The 20,447-nt window shown below is 72.0% G+C and carries 12 protein-coding genes; 7 read left to right on the top strand and 5 right to left on the bottom strand.

The genetic code is table 11. The features are described from left to right. Positions 1-95: 95 nt before the first annotated feature. On the bottom strand, positions 96-1,073 hold the full coding sequence (locus ESZ52_RS17840; RefSeq protein WP_132974511.1) for a hypothetical protein: 978 nt from the start codon (positions 1,071-1,073) through the stop codon (positions 96-98). Between the two features lie 415 nt (positions 1,074-1,488). Between ESZ52_RS17840 and ESZ52_RS17835 the strand changes: the two genes are divergently transcribed. Next, positions 1,489-2,172: a hypothetical protein gene (locus ESZ52_RS17835; RefSeq protein WP_131106115.1), complete on the top strand. Its 684-nt coding sequence runs from the start codon at positions 1,489-1,491 to the stop codon at positions 2,170-2,172. A 79-nt stretch (positions 2,173-2,251) separates the two neighbouring features. Next, entirely contained in the window at positions 2,252-2,839 is a 588-nt protein-coding gene (locus ESZ52_RS17830) for a class F sortase (protein ID WP_131106114.1), read from the top strand. A gap of 148 nt (positions 2,840-2,987) precedes the next feature. Here ESZ52_RS17830 and ESZ52_RS17825 read toward each other — a convergent pair whose 3' ends face one another. Continuing rightward, complete coding sequence (locus ESZ52_RS17825) at positions 2,988-3,530, bottom strand: DedA family protein (RefSeq protein ID WP_131106113.1); 543 nt, start codon at positions 3,528-3,530, stop codon at positions 2,988-2,990. A gap of 103 nt (positions 3,531-3,633) precedes the next feature. Between ESZ52_RS17825 and ESZ52_RS17820 the strand changes: the two genes are divergently transcribed. Next, positions 3,634-5,016 carry a glucose-6-phosphate dehydrogenase gene (locus tag ESZ52_RS17820; RefSeq protein WP_131106112.1) on the top strand — a complete coding sequence of 461 codons (1,383 nt, stop codon included), beginning with the start codon at positions 3,634-3,636 and terminating at the stop codon, positions 5,014-5,016. Positions 5,017-5,032: 16 nt separating this feature from the next. Here ESZ52_RS17820 and ESZ52_RS17815 read toward each other — a convergent pair whose 3' ends face one another. Then, a complete protein-coding gene (locus tag ESZ52_RS17815; RefSeq protein ID WP_131106111.1) occupies positions 5,033-8,365 on the bottom strand; it encodes an efflux RND transporter permease subunit in 3,333 nt (1,110 codons plus the stop codon). A 74-nt stretch (positions 8,366-8,439) separates the two neighbouring features. Between ESZ52_RS17815 and ESZ52_RS17810 the strand changes: the two genes are divergently transcribed. Together ESZ52_RS17810 and ESZ52_RS17805 are read left to right on the top strand one after the other, a co-directional pair. Continuing rightward, on the top strand, positions 8,440-8,940 hold the full coding sequence (locus ESZ52_RS17810; RefSeq protein ID WP_131106110.1) for a MarR family winged helix-turn-helix transcriptional regulator: 501 nt from the start codon (positions 8,440-8,442) through the stop codon (positions 8,938-8,940). 9 nt (positions 8,941-8,949) lie between these two features. Then, positions 8,950-11,037, top strand: a complete 2,088-nt coding sequence (locus tag ESZ52_RS17805) for an elongation factor G (RefSeq protein WP_131106109.1) — start codon at positions 8,950-8,952, stop codon at positions 11,035-11,037. 10 nt (positions 11,038-11,047) lie between these two features. Here ESZ52_RS17805 and ESZ52_RS17800 read toward each other — a convergent pair whose 3' ends face one another. Further along, positions 11,048-13,123 (bottom strand): M3 family metallopeptidase, encoded by a 2,076-nt coding sequence (locus tag ESZ52_RS17800; protein ID WP_131106108.1) that lies wholly within the window; start codon positions 13,121-13,123, stop codon positions 11,048-11,050. A 542-nt stretch (positions 13,124-13,665) separates the two neighbouring features. Here ESZ52_RS17800 and ESZ52_RS17795 point away from each other — a divergent pair. Then, the gene (locus ESZ52_RS17795; protein WP_181009843.1) at positions 13,666-17,688 is read left to right on the top strand and encodes a cell wall-binding repeat-containing protein; all 4,023 of its coding nucleotides are present in this window, start codon (positions 13,666-13,668) and stop codon (positions 17,686-17,688) included. 91 nt (positions 17,689-17,779) lie between these two features. Continuing rightward, entirely contained in the window at positions 17,780-19,279 is a 1,500-nt protein-coding gene (locus ESZ52_RS17790) for a S10 family peptidase (RefSeq protein ID WP_131106106.1), read from the top strand. Positions 19,280-19,287: 8 nt separating this feature from the next. Here the strand turns inward: ESZ52_RS17790 and ESZ52_RS17785 are convergent, their stop codons facing one another. After that, entirely contained in the window at positions 19,288-20,358 is a 1,071-nt protein-coding gene (locus ESZ52_RS17785) for an EamA family transporter (protein WP_131106105.1), read from the bottom strand. Positions 20,359-20,447: the final 89 nt, after the last annotated feature.

The following is a 20,447-nucleotide window of genomic DNA, read 5'->3' as shown; positions in this document are numbered from 1 at the left end:
CAAAGGGCCCCACCGGACACGGCAAGGGCCCCACCGGACACGGCATAGGGCTCGACCGGACACGGCAAAGCCGGTCCCGCCGGTCCCGGGCTGGCTTATTCGGCGTCCTCGGCTTCTTCTAGCGCTGTACGTGCCTCGGCGCGGCGCTTCCGTGCGGCCGCGAGAGCGTCGTCCGCGTCCTCGAGTGCGGCGCGTGCCCGCTCGTCCTCCGACTGTGCGTGCTCGGCCTCCTTCTCGGCCCGAGTGAGGAGGCGCCTCGCCTCCGCCAGAGCGTCCTCGGCGTCCGCCAGTTGTGCGGCCGCTGCCTTCGCAGCCTCGAGGAGCGACCGCCGCTCCCGCCGCGCCGCAGTCACCTGTTCCTCGGCCTCCGCTAGGTCCTCCTCGAGTCGGGCCAGTCCGTCCCCGGTCGCGATGTCGGGTTCGTCCTCGTCGGGCTCGACGGACTGGTCGCCTTCGTCTTCGTCGACGTCCTCGTCGTCAACGTCCTCCTCGACGTCCTCGCGCTCGTCGTTGTCCTCGACGTCCTCGCGCTCGACGTTGTTCTCGACGTCCTCGCCCTCGTCGACATCCACGTGATCCTCGTCCCCCGGGTCAGCTTCGTCCGCCTCGCTGTCCTCGAGATCGTCCGCATCGGCGTCCGTGTCGCCTCCACCGCCACCTTCGATGCGGGTCAGGACGACGCCCGTACTGGTGCGGGCCACGGCGTCGCTGACATCCACCTCACCGAAGCCGCTGTAGGAGAGGGCTCGGGTCAGCGTCCCGCTCAGCACCACATCCGTGGCGGCGCCGTCCGCGAGAGCCGCCACGGCGGTGTCCCGCACCTCAGCCTCGACCGCCGGCGTCAGCGATGCCGGCGCGTGGGTGCGCGCGGCCTCGACCCAGTCGTGCAGCACGGCGTCGCGCTCACCCCGCAGGGCCGCCAGGCCTTGGGCGTCGAGCGCGGACTGCGCATGCCTCATGCGGGTGCCGACCTCGCGGAGGCGGTCGACCACAGGATCCTCCGCGCGTACCAGCGCATTGACGGCGGCCGCGGCCACCGAAGGCTTGCGCAGCGCGGCGACGGCCGTCGCCACCTCCCGCTGCTTGCGCGAGCGCAGGTCCTTCACCCACCGGGTCCTGGTGGCCACGAAGTCGGCCGGCGGGACGCCATACACCTCCCAGGCCGCATCGTGCAGCGCAGCCTCCTCGGTGCCGTCCTCGTCCATGGGCCGCAAGGCTAACCCCCCGGGTTGCGGATGGGCTTGGTACCGAGGTAGCCCGGTGTCGCCATAGCGACAGCGGGCTACCGCAGTGGCCTCCCGGCTCATCGCCCGATCCCGTTCACCGGCGCACCCCTCCGGGCTTGGGCCCCAGGGCAACCGTTCGCTATGGTACTTGCGCGCTCAGAGTTACATGTGTGACATTTGTGACTGTTGTGACTACTGTGGATTGAGCATTGACTGCAGGACCGCGGAGGAACCGCGCGTTCGCCATGAAAGGACCGTGACCATGCGCCGCACCACCTTCAGGCTCGCGCTCGCTACCGGCGCCGCCGTCCTGCTCTCAGCCGGACCGGCCCTCGCGACCACGCCGCCCGACGACTGGGCGGACCGCTTCACCGAGCTGTCCGGCTACTCCGATGTCAGCTGCCTCGTCTCCACGATCCCCGGTGGGGAGAGCAGCGTCTTCATCAGCGAGCAGCAGTGGTCCCCGCTCCTGCAGGAGGAGAACGAGTTCCTGGGCGTCGCTCTCGAGCTGGCCGACGGGACCGCGGAGCATTCGCCGTTCCTGGGTTACGGCGAGGAGCACATCTACTCCTCCAGCAGCGGCGAGAGCATCGAGCGGGCCGTCGTCTGCCAGGGTGCCCCGGCCGGGGAGGCCGCTCCGGCCGACCCCGAGGAGGACGCCGACGAGGCTGCTGAGGACGACACGACGGACGACGAGGCGACGGACGACGAAGCCACCGAGGACGGCGCCACGGACGACGAGGCCACCGATGACGGCGCCACCGACGAGGACGACGCGGCGGACGAAGACGCCGCTGACGACGAGGCCGACGAGGTCGGTGGCCCGCCGGTCGAGACCGACGGCCCGAGCACCATGTCCGGTGCCAACCTCGGCCTGATCGGTGGTGCCGCGCTCGCCCTGGCCGGCGTCGGCATCACGGGCTTCGCCCTGCGGCGCCGCGCCTGAGGCTGCCCGGTCTGACGGACACCCGGGACCGACCCGGGCGAAGAATACCGAGACGAAGAACACCGACACTCAGGACACCATGACCGGAGGACACCGACTTCTCGTCCCGACCGGCCTGCTCGTCGCCACCCTCGGCGTGAGCACCCTGGCGGTGCAGGCTGTCGGCGCCATCGAGGGGACCTCCGGCCATCCCATCAGCGCCGACGGGCCGGACGCTCCCGCCTGGGTGAGCGTGGAGTCGGCCGGCCTGGACCAGGAGCCGATCACGCCGGAAGGGCTGACCCCGCAAGGCACGATCAACCCGGACCAGGGTGACGTGATCTGGCACGTCGGCTCCGGCCGCGTGGTTCCCGGGCAGGTGGGGACCGCGGTGATCGCCGGCCACGTCACCTACTACGACGAGCCCGACGTCTTCTACGACCTCGGCGAGGTGACGCCCGGCGACATCGTCACCATCGGCTACGGCAACGGCGACACCCGCGAGTTCGTCGTCAAGCGCACCCAGCAGGTCTCCAAGGAGGGCCTGCAACGGATGCCGGCCGTCTGGGACAACCAGGACGACGTCGCCCGCGTCGCGCTCATCACCTGCGACGAGTCCCTCGGGCAGCGCGCCGACGGCCACACCCGCGCCAACTTCGTCGCGATCGCCGAGGAGACCGGCAACTAGCTCGGGGTGTCTCCTTCAGGTGTGTCCTCGTCGGTCACACCTCTAGCCGGCATGTCATGGGTGAGCCGGCAAGAACCGGCTCACCCATGACTAAGCGGCTCAAGGTCGGCTGACAGCCCCGCGAGGACACGGAGGGCCCGGCTGGCGATCAAGGCGTCGGGCCCGGCTGCGCCTCTGCTGGCGCCTCGGCCGCGGCGCGCTGCCGCCGCCGGCGGCGCACGACGAGCACGGCGATGGTCACCACGGCCAGGAGCAGCACCACCCAGACCGGGTTGCCCTGCACCGCGGCGAAGAAGGCACCCCAGAAGGCGAAGCCCACCGTGGTGTAGATCAGCGCCCAGGCGATCGACCCCGGCACCTGCGCCAGCGTGAAGACCTTCCACGACATGCGCACCATGCCGGCCGCCGCCATCACCATCGACTGGAACCCGACGGTGAGGTAGGCGAACGGCACCAGCGGCCAGCCCCACCTGGCCAGCGCCGCGCGGGCGTGCGCGACGCGGTCGCTGTGCAGCCACCGGTATGCCTTCCGTCGCCAGCCCTCCTCCGGCTCCCCGAGCGCGAGCGCGCGGTCGGTGATGACGCGGGCGAGCCAGTAGATGGCCTGGCCGCGCAACATCGAACCGACGAAGAAGGCGACGAAGACGCCGAGGGCGATGTCTTCCAGACGCCAGGAGGAGGGGCTGCTCACGATGACTCAAGACTACGTCCAGGACGCCGCGGGCCTCGCACCGCACACCCGCCCGACCCCGCACCACACACCCCGCCAGGCCCGCACCGCATACCCTGCCGGTATGACGGACCAGCCCACCACGCTGCTCATCCTCGGCGCCTCCGGTGACCTCACCCGCCGCCTGCTCCTGCCAGGCCTGGGGTCCCTGCTCAAGGTCGAGCCGGACCGGCGGGTACGGGTGCTCGGCGCCGACCGGGCCGAGCTGCCTCCGCAGGAGTGGGAGCAGCGGGTGCGGGAGGCGTTCGCCGAGGCTGACGCACCGCAGGAGGCGATCGACCGGGTGGCGGGGGAGACCGCATACCGGCGGGCGGACGCCCTGGACGAGGGCCAGCTGGCCGAGCTGATCGCCTCGGTGCCCGGGGCACTGGTGATCTACTTCGCGCTCCCGCCGCAGGTGACGGTCGGCGTCTGCGCCCTGCTGGAGCGGATCGGCGTGCCCGACGGCACCCGCCTGGCGATGGAGAAGCCGTTCGGGCACGACCTGGCCTCGGCCCGAGCGCTCAACGCGCAGGCCACCCGCGTCGTGCCGGAGGAGCAGATCCACCGGATCGACCACTTCCTCGGCGTCAACACCGTGCTCAACTTGCTCGGCCTCCGCTTCGCCAACCGCGTCTTCCAGCCGCTCTGGACCAGGGAGCACATCGCCCAGGTCGAGATCGAGTATGACGAGGACCTCGCCCTGGAGGGGCGGGCCGGGTACTACGACAAGGCCGGCGCGCTCATCGACATGACCCAGTCGCACCTGCTGCAGGTGCTGGCCATGTTCGCGATGGAGAGCCCGGCGAGCCTGGACGCCGAGGAGATGCGCTCCCTGAAGTCGCAGGTGCTGCGGGCCACCCGCCTGTGGGGTGACGACCCGCTGACCGCCTCACGCCGGGCCCGGTACACCGCCGGCCGGATCGGGGACCGGGAGGTGCCCGACTACGCCAAGGAGGAGGGGGTCGACCCCGAGCTGGGCACCGAGACCCTGGCCGAGCTGGTCGTGGAGATCCGCAACGAGCGCTGGGCCGGGGTGCCTTTCGTGCTGCGCAGCGGCAAGGCGCTGGGGGTGGCGCACAAGGAGATCACCGTCACCTTCCGCGAGCCGGCGCACATCCCGGACGGGCTGCGGGACTGCGGCGCACCGGACCGGCTGGTGCTCCAGCTGCGTCCCGGGGCGGTCACCCTGGACGTGTCGGTCAACGCCATGGGCAACCCCTTTGACCTGGAGCAGGCCCAGCTGCACACCGCGCTCGGTCAGCCGCGGATGCGGCCCTACGGCGAGGTGCTCGCCGGCATCCTCGACGGCAACCCGCTGCTGTCGATCCGCGGCGACGCGGCCGAGCTGATGTGGCAGATCGTCGAGCCGGTCCTCACCGCCTGGCGCCACGACGAGGTGCCGCTCGAGGAGTACCCGGCCGGGTCGCAGGGCCCGGAGGGATGGGGCACGGTCCCGCCCCGCTGACCGCCGACGCGGACGGTCAGCTCCGGGAGAAGCGGGCGACCCCCCGCTCGACCAGCTCGTAGAGCACCGGCACCAGGATCAGCGTCAGCAGCGTGGAGCTCAGCAGTCCGCCGATGACGACGATCGCCAGCGGCTGGGAGATGAAGGCGCTGCCGCCGGTGAGCGCGATCGCCATCGGCACGAGCGCCAGGATGGTGGCGAAGGCGGTCATCAGGATCGGCCGCAACCGGTGCCGGGCGCCCTCGAGCACGGCGGTCGTGCGGTCCATGCCCTGGGCGCGGTACTGGTTGACCAGGTCGATGAGCACGATCGCGTTGGTGACCACGATGCCGATGAGCATGAGGAAGCCGACGAGGGCGGTCACGTCCAGTGCCTGCCGCGTGACCAGCAGCGCGGCGACCGAGCCGGTGGCGGCGAACGGCACCGACACCAGCAGGATCAGCGGCTGCAGCAGCGAGTTGAAGGTCGCCACCATGACCAGGTAGACGATCGCCACGGCGGCCACCAGCGCCAGGCCCAGCGCCGCGAAGGCTTCCTCCTGGTCGGCGCTGACGCCACCGATCTCCACCTGCACGCCCTCCGGCACGTCGAGCGCCGCGACCCGCGCCTCCAGGTCGCTGGTCACCGCGCTGAGGTCGTCACCGGTGGAGCTGCCGGTCACCGTGGCCGCCCGGAGGCCGTCGACCCGGGTGATGCTGGCTGCATCCTCGCCGGCGACCAGCTCGGCCACCTCACCGAGCAGCACCGGCTCGCCCTCGGCGTCTCGGGCCACCTCGAGCTCCTCCAGCGCCTGCACGTCCTCCGCCGCACCCTGCAGCACGACGATGTCCAGCTGCTCGGTGCCGAACTCCACCTGGCCCACGGTGGCCCCGTCGGTGGCGGCCTGCACGAGCTGGCCCAGCTGGGCCTCGACGACCCCCACCTCGGCCGCGGCGGCCCGGTCGACCCGCACCTCCAGGGTCGGCACCGTCTCGGCGAGGTCGTTGACCACGTCCGCGGCGCCGGTGTCGCGCATCAGCTGCGTGACGGCCTCGGCGGTCTCCTGGAGGTCCTCCGGTTCCTGGGCCTGCACCCGGATCGACAGACCGCTGCCGACCGGGCCGGCCTGTCCTGCGCTCGCGGTGAGGGTGGCACCCTCCGGCAGGTCGGGCTCGAAGTGGCTGGTCAGCTCCTGGCCGAAGCTGCGCCCGCTGACCTCCTCGTCGACGGTGACGGCGAACGTCGCCGTGCTCGCCCCGGCCCCGGTGAAGACAGCCTCGATGCCGCCGCTGGACCCGACCGTGGCCTGGTAGCTCTGCACCTCGTCGCGCTCCGCGAGCCAGTCCTCCACCTCGCGGGCCTGCTCGTCGGTCTCCTCCAGCGTGGTGCCGACCGGCATCTCCAGCGTCGCCTGGACGGTGTTCTCGCCCGTGTCGCCGATGAAGTCGGTGCGCAGCAGCCCGGCACCGAGGACCGTGGCCACCAGCAGCCCGGCGGCGAGCGCCAGGGTCAGCCACGGCCGCCGGAGCGAGGCGCGCAGCGCGGGCAGGTAGCCGCGCTGCAGCCGGTCCGGGGCGTCGCCGGCCGGGCGCGTGGGCGCGCCCGCCATGGCCTCCTCGCGGTCCTCGCCGCCCACCGCGACCGCCTCGCCAGCCTCGCTGTCGGCGTCCTCCTCCGGCTCGGTCTGCGGGGACTCCGGCGCGTGCTTGGCGCGCCGCCCCGTGCCCAGCAGCCAGAAGCCCACGACCGGGATGATCGTCAGCGCGACCAGCAGCGAGGCCAGCATCGCCAGCGACACGGTCACCGCGAACGGCCGGAAGAGCTCCCCGACGGCCCCGCCGACGAAGCCCAACGGCAGGAAGACCGCGACGGTCGCGATGGTCGCCGAGGTGATCGCGCCCGCGACCTCCTTGGTCCCGTTGAGCACCGCGTCCTTGCGGCCCTCGCCGAGCGAGGTGTGCCGCTTGATGTTCTCGATCACGACGATCGAGTCGTCGACCACGCGCCCGATGGCGATGGTCAGCGCGCCCAGCGTCAGGATGTTGAGGCTGTACCCCAGCGCGCTCAGCCCGACCAGCGTCACCAGCAGCGACAGCGGGATCGAGAGCGCGGTGACCAGCGTCAGCCGGACCGAGAGCAGGAAGACCAGCACCACCAGCACCGCGAAGCCCAGTCCGAGCAGGCCCTCGGTGGCCAGGTCCTCGATCGACTTCTCGATGAACGGCGCCTGGTCGAAGATCGTCACCAGCTCGCCGCCGTCCAGCGACTGCTCCAGCTCGGGCAGCGCCTCGTTCACCGCGTGCGAGACCTCCACCGCGTTGCCGTCCGGGGTCTTGGTGATCGCCAGGCCGACGCTGGCCAACCCGTTGGTGCGGGTGTATGCCGTCGCCGGCCGCTCCTGCAGGCTCACCTCGGCCACGTCCCCGAGGGTGGGGATCTCCGGGATCTCGACGTCGCCGGCGGCGGCGGCCTGCTCGGCCGCGGCCTGGGCGGCGGCCGCCTGGCCGGCCAGCTCGGGGTTGGTGGGGTCGGCGGCGGCGGCCTCGCCCGCCTCCTGGGCCGCCTGCTCGGTCTCCCCGATCGCTGCCTGCTGCTGCTGGGCCGCGGTGCGCGCCCCGATCGTCGCCTGCGTGAGCAGGGGCAGCTCGGCGATCTCCTCCACGCTGGTCAGCCGCGAGCCGACCTGCACCGGGAGCTCGGTGTCGCCGTCGAGCACCTGGCCGCCCGGGAGCACCACGCCGTTGGCCTGGAGCAGCTGGCCGACGTCGGCGACGGAGACACCGGCCTCCTGGGCCGCCTCCTCGTCCAGGTCGATCGTCACCACCCGGTCCGCGACACCGGACAGGGTCGCGGAGCGCACACCGTCCAGGTCCTCGATCTCGGGCAGCACGAAGCGCTCGAGCCGGTCCACCAGCTCCTCGCCGTCGACGTCCTCGCCCCCGCTGGCCGACATCTGGATGATCGGGAAGTCATCGAGGTTGCCGGCGATGATCTGCGGGTTGGCGGTGTCCGGCAGCTGCGGCAGCGCCAGCACGACGCGCTGCAGGTCGGTCTGGGCCGCCCCCATGTCGGTGCCGTAGTCCAGCTCGACGATGACCGAGGAGAACCCGTCGGTGGAGGTGGACTGCACCTCGACCACGTTGTTCAGCCCCTGCGCGGCCGTCTCGATCGGCCGGGTGACCTGCTCCTCGACGACCGAGGAGCTGGAGCCGGTGACCGGGGTGGCGACCACCAGGACCGGGAACTGCAGGGAGGGGAAGAGCTCCCGAGGCAGGGCGGAGGCGGACCACAGGCCGGCGAGGATGCCGAAGACGGTGGCGAGGGCGATGAGGGCGCGGTTGCGCACGCTGAAGAACGTCAGGCGTGACATAGGATGCCTAGCCTAAGGCGAATAGTTCGCCTCGACCGAATCAATCGTCTGAAGCCAACTGGGAGGAGGCTGGGATGAGCACGGACGCGACCTCGGACCGTGAGGAGCTGACCGCCCGGCTGGGGGCGGCCGAGGCCGAGCTGCATACCACCACCATGCGGTGGGTGGGCGTGCAGGAGGTGCCGGACCTCACCCTGCGTCAGCTGCAGGTGCTGTCCCTGCTGCGCGGCACCCCGGGGATGTCGGGCCAGGACCTCGCGGAGCAGATCGGGGTCAGCACCTCGACGATGAGCGGCATCGTGGACCGCATCGTGGCCAAGGGCTGGATCGAGCGCGAGCCGGACCCGGTCGACCGTCGACGGGTGCTGCTGCACCCCACCCACGAGGGGCTGACGGTGCTCGTGCGCCTCGAGACCCCGGGGCAGCAGGCGAGGGAGCTGCTCATCGAGCGGCTCGATGAGCGCGAGCTCGCCGAGGCCTGCCGGCTGGCCGAGCGGCTGCGCGACATCGCCCGTGAGATCGACGGGTCCGGTGGTCCGCAAACCTTCCAGGGGCGGCCCGTCCCCAAGGCGTAAGGTCTGGTCATGAACCGCCACGGCGCCGCTTCGTTCACCCCACCCACGGACGCCTCGCAGGTCCGGTCCGTGATCCTGGTCGGCCCGCAGGGCACGGGGAAGAGCGCGCTGATCGAGCAGATCGCCACCGGTCACCTGGGCCACGTCAAGCAGGCCGAGGAGGCCTCGACCGAGCTGGGCGTGCTCACCACGGTGCACCCCTCGACCGGCACGGTGGTCACCCTCGTCGACAGCCCCGGCCGCCCCGACTTCGTGGGCGACGTGCGGGCCGGGCTGCGGGCGGCCGACGCGGTGCTCTTCGTGGTCGCGGCCGGCAGCGGCATCGACGAGGCCACCCGGATGCTGTGGCGCGAGTGCGACGCCGTCGGCATCCCCCGCGCCGTCGCCGTGACCCAGCTGGAGCTGGCCCGCAGCGACTGGGACTCGGTGGTGGCCGAGTGCTCGCGGGTCTTCGGCGACGCCGTGCCGCTCGGGCTGCCGGTGCTGGAGGGCAGCCCCAGCTCGCTGACCGGGGTGCTGGACCTCCTCGAGCAGGGGCGCCACGACGCCTCCGGCGCCCACCAGCCGCTGACCGAGGAGCAGGCGGCACGCGTCGAGGAGCACCGCGGCCCGCTCATCGAGGCCATCATCGAGACGTCCGAGGACGAGGGACTGCTCGACCGCTACCTGTCGGGAGAGGAGCTGGACCTCGACGGCCTGCGCGCCGACCTGTCCGCCGCCGTCGCCACCGCCCGCTTCTTCCCGGTCGTGCCGGTCAACCCGCCCACCGGGGTGGGGGTTCCGGCGCTGCTCGACCTGGTCGTCAACTCCTTCCCCTCTCCCGACCGAGCCTGGATGCCGGCGGTGATGACACCTCAGGGTGGTGACTTCGGCACGCTCACCGCCGACCCGGACGGTCCCCTCGTGGCCCAGGTCATCCGCACCTCCACCGACCCCTACGTCGGCCGGCTCTCCCTGCTGCGGATCTTCTCCGGCACCCTCACCGCCGACGCCCGCCTGCACGTCAGCGGTCACCTGGAGTGGACGCTCGGGAGCGAGCTCGAGGGCCGTCCCGGTCACGACGAGGACGACGAGCGGATCGGGCAGATCAGCAGCCCTCTCGCCGACGGCAGCGTCCCCCGGTCCTCGGCGATCGCCGGCGAGGTCGTCCTGGTCAGCAAGCTGACGACCGCCCAGACCTCCGACACCGTCTCCGGCACCGACCGCCCGGCCCTGGTCGAGCCCTGGCTGCTGCCCGAGCCGCTGCTGCCGGTCGCCCTGCACGCCCGCGCGACCAAGGACGAGGACAAGCTCGCCCACGCGCTGCAGCGGCTCATCGCCGAGGACCTCACCCTGCGCCTGGAGCGCAACGCCGAGACCCACCAGCTGGTCCTCTGGACGCTCGGCCCGGCCCACGTCGAGGACGTCCTGGACCGGCTGCAGCACCGGCACCACGTCGAGGTCGCCACCGAGCCGGTCCGCACCTCGCTGCGCGAGACCTTCGTGCGTCCCGTCCAGGCCCAGGGTCGGCTGGTCAAGCAGTCGGGTGGGCACGGGCAGTATGCCGTCGTCCAGCTGCAGATCGAGCCGCTGCCCCGGGGCGCCGGGGTCGAGTTCGTCGACAAGGTGGTCGGTGGGGCCGTGCCGCGCAACTTCATCCCCTCGGTGGAGAAGGGCGCCCGCGCCCAGCTGCAGGAGGGGCTGCTCGCCGGCTACCCCTGCGTGGACGTCCGGATCACCCTGCTCGACGGCAAGGCGCACTCGGTCGACTCCTCCGACATGGCCTTCCAGACGGCGGCCGGCCTGGCGCTGCGCGACGCCGCGAACGAGTCGACCATGTCCCTGCTGGAGCCGGTCGACACCGTCGAGGTGACCGTCGCAGACGACTACCTGGGGGCGGTCCTGGCCGACCTGCGCGGCCGGCGGGCCCAGGTGCAGGCCACCCAGCCCGCGGGACTGCCGGAGCACACGATGGTCGTCGCCGACGTGCCCCAGCACGAGCTCTCCCGCTACCCGATCGACCTGCGCTCGGTCGCCCACGGCTCCGGGTCGTTCACCCGCACCTTCGCCCGCTACGACTACCTGCCGGCCGCGCTGGCCCGGGAGCTCACCGGCTGAGCGGCCACCCTCAGCCGGCGAGCCCCAGGCGGTGCAGCAGCGGGGTGACGTCCGGGTCGGCGCCGCGGAAGCGGCGGTAGGTCTCCAGCGCCTCGACCGAGCCACCGGGCCCGAGCAGCTCCCGGCGGAAGCGCTCCCCGGCGGCGCGCGTCATACCCCCGGGCTGGTCGGCCGTGCCCTGCTCGCGGAACCAGGCGACGGTGTCGGCGTCCATCACCTCGGACCACAGGTAGGAGTAGTAGCCCGCGGCGTAGCCGCCGCCGAAGATGTGGTGGAAGTAGGCCGAGCGGTACCGCGGCGGGACGAGCGGGAAGGCGACTCCGGCCCGCTCGAGCGCGGCGGCCTCGAAGGCCTCCACGCCCGACCCGTCCTCGGGCAGCTCGGCCAGCGGCGTCTGGTGCCACGCCTGGTCCAGGATCATCGCCTTGAGCAGCTCCAGGGTCGAGGCACCGCTCTCCTGCCGGGCCTCGACCAGGGCCTGCACCCACTCCTGCGGCAGCGGCTCGTCGGTCTCGTGGTGCCGGGCGTAGCGCTGGATGAGCTCGGGCTCGAAGGCCCAGATCTCGTTGACCTGGCTGGGAAACTCGACGAAGTCCCGGGGCACCGACGTGCCGGACCGGGAGGGGTAGCGGACGTCGGAGAGCAACCCGTGCAGGTCGTGCCCGAACTCGTGGAAGAGGGTGATGACGTTGTCCCAGGTCATCAGGCTGGGCGAGCCGGGCGCCGGCGCGGGCAGGTTGCAGGTGTTCGTCACCACGGGCAGGTCGCCGAGCAGGTGGGACTGGTCCACGATGCTGGTCATCCAGGCCCCGCCCCGCTTGGTCGGCCGGGTGAACGGGTCGATGACCACGGCGCCCAGGACGGTGCCGTCCTCCTCCCGGACCTCGTAGACGGTGGCGTCCTTCGTGTACCCGACCAGGTCGGGCCGCTGGCGGAAGGTGATGCCGTAGAGCGCGGTGGCCGCGGCGAACACCCCGTCGTGCAGGACCCGGGAGTACTCCAGGTAGGGCTTGAGCTGCTCCGGGTCCGGGCCCTCGCCCTGCGCCGAGCTCCGCGCGGTCGCCAGGAACTGCCAGTCCCACGCCTCCATCGTCGCCTCAGGGTCGAGGGTATGCAGCTGCTCGCGCAGCTCCTCGGCCTCCCGCTCGGCGATCTGGACCACGCCGGTGGCGAGCCGGGCCAGCAGGTCGTTGACCGCGTCCGTGCTGCCGGCGCAGGCCACCTCGTGCACGTAGGCGGCGTGGTGCGGGTAGCCCAGCAGGGTGGCCCGCTCGGCCCGCAGGCGGGCGATCCGGACCAGGATCGAACGCGTGTCGTGCACAGCGTCGTCAGAGCCCAGGCCGCGCCCCGTCGAGGCCAGGAAGACCTCCTCACGCAGCGCGCGGTCCTCCAGGCCGTCCAGCACGGGCTGGCGGGTGGTGTTGGTGATGGTGACCAGCCAGCCGTCGAGGTCGCGGGCGCGGGCCGACTCGCGCAGACCGGCGCGGTCGTCGTCCGACAGGCCGGCCAGGCGGGCCTCGTCGGTGACGTGCACCGCCGCCGCGTTGCGGCCCGCGACCAGGAGGCGGTCGAACTCGGTGGACAGGCCGGCCAGCTCGGCGTTCAGCTCCCGCAGCCGGGCCTGCTGGTCCTCCGGCAGGTTCACCCCGCCGCGCTCGTAGCCGCGCAGCCGCTCGGTGAGGACGAACTCGTCCTGCTCGTCCAGGACGACCTCGCCGGCGTCGGCCCGCTCGCGGAGGGCACGGAGGCGGGCGTACAGGTCCGGGTCGAGCATGATGGCGTCGCTGTGCTGGGCAAGCCGGGGGCTGAACTCGGTCATGATCGCGTCGCGCTCGTCGTTGGTGTCGGCGGCCTTGGCGACCCAGAAGGCGGACATCGTGCGGTCCAGCGTCGCGCCGCTGGTCTCCCAGGCGTGCAGCACGTTCTCGACGGTGGCCGGCTCCTCGTCCTGCGCCAGGGCGCGCAGCGCGGCGAGCTGCTCAGCCATCCCGACCTCCAGCGCCTCACGCACGTGGGCGTCGGTGATCCGCGCGTAGTCGGGCAGGGAGTACTCCAGCGTGGAGGGGGCGAGGAGGGGGTTCGACATACTGCCCATCACATCACGTGGCGCCCACGACGACGCGTGGGAGGACGGTCAGGTGGCTGTCGGGAGGCGGTCGCACGAGGTGCGGACGAGGAGCACGCCAGGGTCCGAAGGACCGCCAGGACCGGGGCCGGAGGTCACGGTTCAGTCACAAAACGGCAGGTCACGGGACTGCTGTGAGCCTCCTGTGGGAAGGTCGGTGAGTCTGTGCTTCGTGTCCCGACGAGGCGCTGACGTGTCCACCGCCGGGCGACGGCCCAGGGGTCCGTGGCTTCGTTCGACGAAGAGCCGGTGGGGGACGCACGGGGCCGGTGCGAGCCGGCCCGCAACATGGTGCGCCGTGGGTCCACCCCTGGCCCGTCCGGAGCGCCTTGGTCCCATCGAACGGAGAATCCCGAATGGCCCTGAACAGGCGCCGGTCGACCCGTGCAGCGAGTGCGCTCGCGGGTCTGGCCCTGGTGGCTGCCGGTCTGACGCCGGCAACCGCACTACCCATCTCACCCGGCTCGCCAGCCGACGGTGAGCCTTCCCTCACGGACGAATACATGGGGTCGGCCCCCGAGGCCGCACCCTCCAGCGACTGGGAAGGGGTGCCGAGCGACACGGGTCTGTGGATCGTCCGGCTCGCCGGCCCCTCCGTCGCCGCCTACACCGCCACCCTCGAGGCGCGTGGCACCGCCTCCGACGCCCAGATCGCCAGCTTCGAGGCCCAGCTGGAGGCCAAGCACGCCGAGCTCGTCGACACCATCGACGCGACCCTCGGTCGCGACGTCAACGTGGAGTTCACCTACCTCAACGTCCTCAACGGCATGGCCGTGGAGATCTCCGAGGCCGAGGCCGCGCAGCTTCGCGAGCTGCCCGGTGTCCTGGAGGTCTACCCCGACATCGAGCGGGAGCTGGACACCGACGTCAGCCACGAGGTGATCCTGTCCGACGCCGTCTGGGAGGGCGACACCGGCACGGGTGCCGAGACCTCTGGCGAGGGCGTCATCGTCGGCTTCATCGACTCCGGCGTGAACCCCTACCACCCCTCGTTCGCCGAGACCGACGGTGAGGGCTACACCCACACCAACCCCCTCGGCGAGGGTGTCTACCTGGGTGTCTGCGCCGACCCGTCCGCGGGCGGGTACGAGGACATCTGCAACGACAAGCTCATCGGGGCCTACAACCTGAACCCCGCCTCCCCGAGCGCCGTCGACACCGACGACCACGGCAGCCACGTCGGCTCCACCATCGCCGGCAACCGGCACGAGGCCGACGTGAACATCGGCGGCACCGTGATCGAGCGCATGGTCCAGGGTGTCGCCCCCCGCGCCAACGCCATCTCCTACCTGGTGTGCGCCCCGGGCTGCCCCGGCTCCTCGACCATCGCCGCCGTCGACCACGCGATCGACGACGGCGTGGACGTGCTGAACTACTCCATCTCCGGCAGCGACTTCCCCTGGAACGACGGGGTCGACCTGGCCTTCCGCGACGCCGCGGCCGCCGGGATCAACGTCGTCGCCTCCGCGGGCAACGACGGCCCGGGCGCCAGCACCGTCGCCAAGACCGGCCCCTGGATGGCCGGCACGGCCGCGACGACCCACCACCGGGTCTTCGCCCAGAACGTCGCGGTCACCGGACCGGACCCGGTGCCGTCCGAGCTGACCGAGATGCCGGGCTTCCCCGGCTCCGGCCCGGGACTGGACGAGGACCTGAGCGGCGAGATCCGCTCCGCCGCGGACCAGGACAACTTCCGCGCCTGCACCGCGCTCGAGCCGGGCTCGATGGACGGTGCGATCGCCTTCGTCGAGCGCGGTGACTGCACCTTCCCGGTGAAGGTGGAGAACGCCCAGGCCGCCGGTGCGATCGGTGTCCTGATGGGCAACAACGTCGGCGGACCGCCGAGCGCCCCGGGCGGACTGGAGGACACCACCATCCCCACGGTGATGATCCCGGGCGAGTCCTCGCAGGCGCTGCTGGACTTCTTCGAGAGCACCGACGAGGAGGTCTACGGCACCATCTCCGCCGAGGCGGAGATCTTCGAGGACGAGGAGTGGACCGACATCGTCGCGGGCTTCAGCTCCCGCGGTCCGAGCCAGTACGACATGCTGGCCCCGACCTACGCCGCCCCCGGTGTGAACATCCTCGCGGCCGCCGCGCCGCAGGGTGAGAACACCGACGTGTATGCCGTCCTCGGCGGCACCTCGATGTCCTCGCCGCACGCCGCCGGGGCCACGGCCCTCATGCGGGCCGTGTACCCGGACCTCACCCCGACCGAGATCCGCTCGGCGCTGGCGCTGACGGCCGACTCCGACATCCTCAAGGAGGACGCCGCCACCGCGGCCGACCCCTTCGACATCGGCTCGGGCCGGATCAACCTCTACAACGCCAGCCGCGTCGGCCTCGTCATGGACGAGTCCATCGAGGCCATGATCGCCGCCAACCCCGCCATCGGCGGTGACCCGGCGACGCTGAACCTGCCGGCCATGGTCAAGCACGCCTGCCCCGGCGTGTGCAGCTGGACCCGGACGGTCACCAACGTGGCCGACGGCGAGGCGACCTACACCGCCACCACCGCGGGTGCCGAGGGTCTGACCCTGCAGGTCTCCCCGGCCGAGTTCACCCTGGCCGAGGGCGCGTCGCAGGAGGTCGTCATCACGGCGACCACGGTCGAGACGGCCGGCGCCTGGGCGTTCGGCGAGGTCACCTTCTCCACCGACGCGACGCACAGCACCGGCGAGGACATCGCCGACGCCTCTCTCCCGGTGGCCCTGAAGGGCACCGCAGGTATTCCCGACATCACCGTCGACCCGGCGGAGATCGAGGACACCCAGGCTCCGGACACGGTGACCACCCACGAGCTGACCATCGGCAACGAGGGTGGCGGCACGCTGACCTGGGAGGTGCTGGACGAGGACGCCGACACTGTCGTCTACGAGCAGACCCAGGTCGGCACGGGTGGCATCGTCAGCGACTACTTCACCTCGCTGAGCGCCGGCGTCTACTCCGCCGACGACTTCGTCATCGACAGCGACGCCGAGGTCAGCACGATCTACACGCCCGGTTTCTGGACCGCCGGCTCGCTGACCAACGCCACAGAACTGAGCTGGCGCATCTACGCCGACGCAGAGGGTGTGCCCGCGTCCCACCCCCAGGATGGGGACGACGCGGTGTGGGCCTTCGACGCCGCCCCCACGGCCGCCGGTGTCGACATCACCAACAACCACATCACCCTGGACCTGGCCGCGGCCGGGGCCGAGGGGCTGGAGCTCGAGGCCGGCACCTACTGGCTGTCGGTCTACCCGTCGATCAACACCACGGGGAACAACCGGTGGAACTGGCTGCAGGCCGGCCAGGGCGCGGGTGAGTCCGCCCACCTGGTCGACCCGAACAACCTGTTCAACGCCGGTGCCACGAGCTGGAGCCCGCTCAGTGACCTGGGCGTGCAGTGGGATGCGCTGGCCTTCACCCTGGGCGGCACGCAGTCCTGCGGTGCCGACTGGCTGAACGTCGAGCCGGCGAGCGGCACCACCGCTCCCGGTGAGAGCACGAGCGTCGAGGTCTCCCTCGACGCCACCGGCCTGGACGAGGGCACCTACACGGCGCAGCTGTGCATCGAGTCCGACGACGCCGACGAGCCGCTGGTGACCGTCCCGGTCACAATGTCCGTCCAGATCGCGCCGATCGAGGTCGAGCGCCTCTCTGGCACGAACCGGTACGGCACGGCTGCGGCGGTGTCGGGCACGTACGCGGCCGGTGCTGAGGTGGTGTTCCTGGCTACGGGCGGGGACTACCCGGACGCGTTGACCGGTTCGGCTCTGGCTGGGTCGTTGGAGGCTCCGGTGCTGTTGACCCGTCCGGGTGCGTTGCCGAACTCGACCAAGGCCGAGCTGGTGCGTCTGGCGCCGGAGCGGGTCGTGGTGCTGGGTGGTGACGGCGCGGTGGCGGATGCGGTGCTGGCTGAGGCTGCTGCGTTGACCGGTGCGCCGGTGGAGCGGGTCTCGGGCACGAACCGGTACGGCACTGCTGCGGCGGTGGCGGCCCAGTTCGCGGGTCAGGACGTGGAGCGGGTGTTCGTGGCCACTGGTGTGGACTACCCGGACGCGTTGTCCGCGGCGGCTCGTGCTGGTGCCCTGGACTCTCCGGTGCTGCTGGTGCGTCGTACGGAGATCCCGTCGGCGACCGCTGCTGCGCTGGACGCGTTGGAGCCGGGGTCGATCACGGTGCTCGGTGGTGAGGGCGCGGTGGACCAGGACGTGGTCAACGAGCTGCGGGAGTGGGCTCCGACCACGCGTACTGGTGGCCTGAACCGGTGGGTCACCTCGGCTCGCCTGTTCGCTGAGGTCGCGTCCGCGGAGACCGTGTATGTGGCCTCGGGTCAGAACTGGCCGGACGCCCTGGCTGGTGGCGCGAAGGCTGGTGCGGACCACGAGCCGCTGCTGATCACCCGTCAGGGTGGTCTGCCCGGTGCGATCGTCCAGGCCATCACGCGTCTGGACCCCGACCGCGCCGTCGTGCTCGGTGGGACCACCGCGGTCTCGGACAAGGTGATCGAGGAGCTGGAGGACCTGCGCGGTCAGGACTGACCGACTGAGCGCACACGATCACACGCTCACACACGGTGCCCCGTCGACCACCAGGTCGGCGGGGCACCGTCGGTGTCATAGGGTCGCGCCCATGAGTGTCAGCGCCGACCAGCCCACCCCCACCTCCGACCGCGCCGCGAGCTCCCCGGAGCGGCCGGAGCCGCGGGACCTGCTGGTCGAGACCCGGCACACCGTGCAGACCACCGAGGGCGAGCTGTCCTACACCGCCCGCACCGGGCGGGTCGTCCTGCGCGAGGAGGAGTTCAAGGACGACGTCTTCGAGGGGTGGAAGCCGCGCGCCGAGCTGGCGGTCACGGCATACACCCTCGACACCGACGAGGTCGACCGGCGGTCGCGCCCGATCACCTTCGTCTTCAACGGCGGGCCGGGCTCGAGCTCGGTGTGGCTGCACCTGGGCGTCATGGGGCCGCGCATCGTCGACGCGGGGGAGGCGGACGCGCCGACGCCGCCGCCGTACGCGCTGCTGGACAACCCGCACACCCCGCTGCGGGCCACGGACCTCGTCTTCATCGACCCGATGTCCACCGGCCAGTCCCGCGTGGTCGAGGGCGGCAAGGCTAAGGACTACCACGGTTTCGGCAAGGACGTGGAGCAGGTCACCGAGCTGATCCGGCTGTGGTGCACGCGCGAGGACCGGTGGATGAGCCCCAAGTTCATCGCCGGCGAGTCCTACGGCACGACCCGGGCCGTCGCCGTAGCCGAGCGTCTCTTCAGCACGTTCGGTATGCAGCTCAACGGCCTGGTCCTCATCTCCAGCGTCCTCGACTTCGGCGCCCAGGACTTCCGCTACCTGCGCCACGACGAGGCGTGCCAGTCGTTCCTGCCCACCTACGCCGCCATCGCGCACTACCACGGCAAGCACTCCGGCCGGTCCCTGCGCGAGGTCCTCGCCGAGGCCGAGGAGTATGCCGGCACCACCTACCGGTGGGCGCTCGGCCGGGGTCACCGGCTGGCCGCCGAGGAGCGGGCGGAGGTGCTGGCCACCCTGGCCCGGTTGACCGGCCTGTCCGAGGACTACCTGGACCGCAGCGACCTGCGGCCCGAGCACTGGCGCTTCTGCACCGAGCTGCTCCGCTCGGAGGGGCGCACGGTCGGCCGGATCGACGGGCGGATCACCGGTGTCCTGCACTCCGGGATCGCCGAGGGGATGGACGCCGACCCCTCCATCGACATGATCATGGGCCCGTACGCCGCGGCCATCCACCACTACCTGCGCGGCGAGCTGAGCTCCGACCTCGACCTGCCCTACGCCGTCTTCTCCGACGCGATCCAGCACTGGTCCTACAGCGAGTTCGAGGCCAGGCCGATCAACGTCACCGATCGGCTGGAGCGGGTGCTGCGCGCCAACCCGCACCTGCGGGTCCGGATCGAGTACGGCTACTACGACCTGGCGACCCCCTACGGCGCGGCCGAGGACATGGTCGCCCACCTGCGGGTGCCCGAGCAGGCCCTCGACCGCATCGAGCACGCCTACTTCGAGACCGGCCACATGCCCTACGTCGGGGAGGCCACCCGGATCGAGGAGGCGGAGGGGATCACCGACTTCGTCCGTCGCGCCAGCGCGTCCTGACCCCGGTCTCAGGACCGGTCGGGGATGGGCTCGACCTCCATCGGGCCCGTCTCGGCGTGGGCGCCCTGGGCCGGCTCGTCGAGCTTGACGCAGACCACTCCGGCCAGGATCAGCAGGCCACCGGCCAGCTGGACCGGGGCGGGCAGCTCGGCGAGCAGGACCCAGGCCCACAGCACGGCGAACATCACCTCGGTGAGCCCGACGAACGAGCTCACCTTCGCGCCCAGCGCCCGGGCCGCGAAGATGCCGGTCGCGTAGGCCACCCCCGCGGCGACGACACCTAGCCAGAGCACGGGCACCCACCAGGGCACGGTCACCCCGGCGAGGGCGGCCGGGCCGGTGTCCCAGGTCATCGGCACCACGCCGGCCAGCCCGGCGACCAGGAGGGCGAGCACGCCGAGCGTCATACCGAAGCAGGCGAAGGCCAGAGGCGGCAGCCCGGAGGCGTCGTCCGCCCCGACGACGAAGAAGACCGCCAGGCCGAACGCGGCGGCCAGGCCCCAGAGCACCCCGACCGTGCTGAGCTGCACGTCGCCCAGGACGTCGAGGACCAGCAGCAGCCCGACGAGGGCCACCGCGATGCCGCCGACCGTCAGGGGACGGGGCCGCTGGCCACGGGCCAGCCAGAGCCAGCCCACGACGAGGATGGGGCCGAGGTACTCGAGCATCAGCGCCACGCCCACCGAGAGCCGCTCGACGGCGAGGAAGTAGAACAGCTGGCAGCCCGCCACCGCGAGCAGGCCGAAGAGCCCCAGATGGGTCCAGGTCAGCCGGCTGCGCAGCAGGTGCCAGCGTCCGCGCATCTCCCACACCGCCAGCGGTGCCAGGAGCAGGGCGCCGACCGCGATCCGCACGGTGACGGCCGCGCCGGGGGACCAGCCCTCCACGAGCAGGCTCTTGGCCACGGCGCCGGAGGTGCCGAACATGGACGCCGACAGCACCGCGACCAGCAGACCGACCCAGAACACGCGGCGGGGGCTGCGGCGGGGGGTGAGGCTGGCCCGGCCGCCGCGGCCGCCGCGGTCGACGAGGTCGGCGGAGGTGCCGGTGGGCGGCGGGGTGGTCGAGGTCGCGCTCATGCGGCCCTCCTCTCGAAGGCGGGCTCGCTCAACGGCCCGACGTGGGATCATGGGTGTCAGCCGTTGACACATATGACGATAAGCGAGCC

Origin of the sequence: Ornithinimicrobium sufpigmenti (assembly GCF_004322775.1) — a bacterium.
GTDB classification, from domain to species: domain Bacteria; phylum Actinomycetota; class Actinomycetes; order Actinomycetales; family Dermatophilaceae; genus Ornithinicoccus; species Ornithinicoccus sufpigmenti.
This window is presented reverse-complemented; position numbering and strand designations above follow the sequence as displayed.

Bases quoted from the DNA above. Each gene is read 5' to 3' on its own strand.
- ESZ52_RS17835 (WP_131106115.1), top strand. From the start codon at position 1,489: ATGCGCCGCACCACCTTCAGGCTCGCGCTCGCTACCGGCGCCGCCGTC.
- ESZ52_RS17830 (WP_131106114.1), top strand. From the start codon at position 2,252: ATGACCGGAGGACACCGACTTCTCGTCCCGACCGGCCTGCTCGTCGCC.
- ESZ52_RS17820 (WP_131106112.1), top strand. From the start codon at position 3,634: ATGACGGACCAGCCCACCACGCTGCTCATCCTCGGCGCCTCCGGTGAC.
- ESZ52_RS17815 (WP_131106111.1), bottom strand. From the start codon at position 8,365: ATGTCACGCCTGACGTTCTTCAGCGTGCGCAACCGCGCCCTCATCGCC.
- ESZ52_RS17810 (WP_131106110.1), top strand. From the start codon at position 8,440: ATGAGCACGGACGCGACCTCGGACCGTGAGGAGCTGACCGCCCGGCTG.
- ESZ52_RS17805 (WP_131106109.1), top strand. From the start codon at position 8,950: ATGAACCGCCACGGCGCCGCTTCGTTCACCCCACCCACGGACGCCTCG.
- ESZ52_RS17800 (WP_131106108.1), bottom strand. From the start codon at position 13,123: ATGTCGAACCCCCTCCTCGCCCCCTCCACGCTGGAGTACTCCCTGCCC.
- ESZ52_RS17795 (WP_181009843.1), top strand. From the start codon at position 13,666: ATGGGGTCGGCCCCCGAGGCCGCACCCTCCAGCGACTGGGAAGGGGTG.
- ESZ52_RS17790 (WP_131106106.1), top strand. From the start codon at position 17,780: ATGAGTGTCAGCGCCGACCAGCCCACCCCCACCTCCGACCGCGCCGCG.
- ESZ52_RS17785 (WP_131106105.1), bottom strand. From the start codon at position 20,358: ATGAGCGCGACCTCGACCACCCCGCCGCCCACCGGCACCTCCGCCGAC.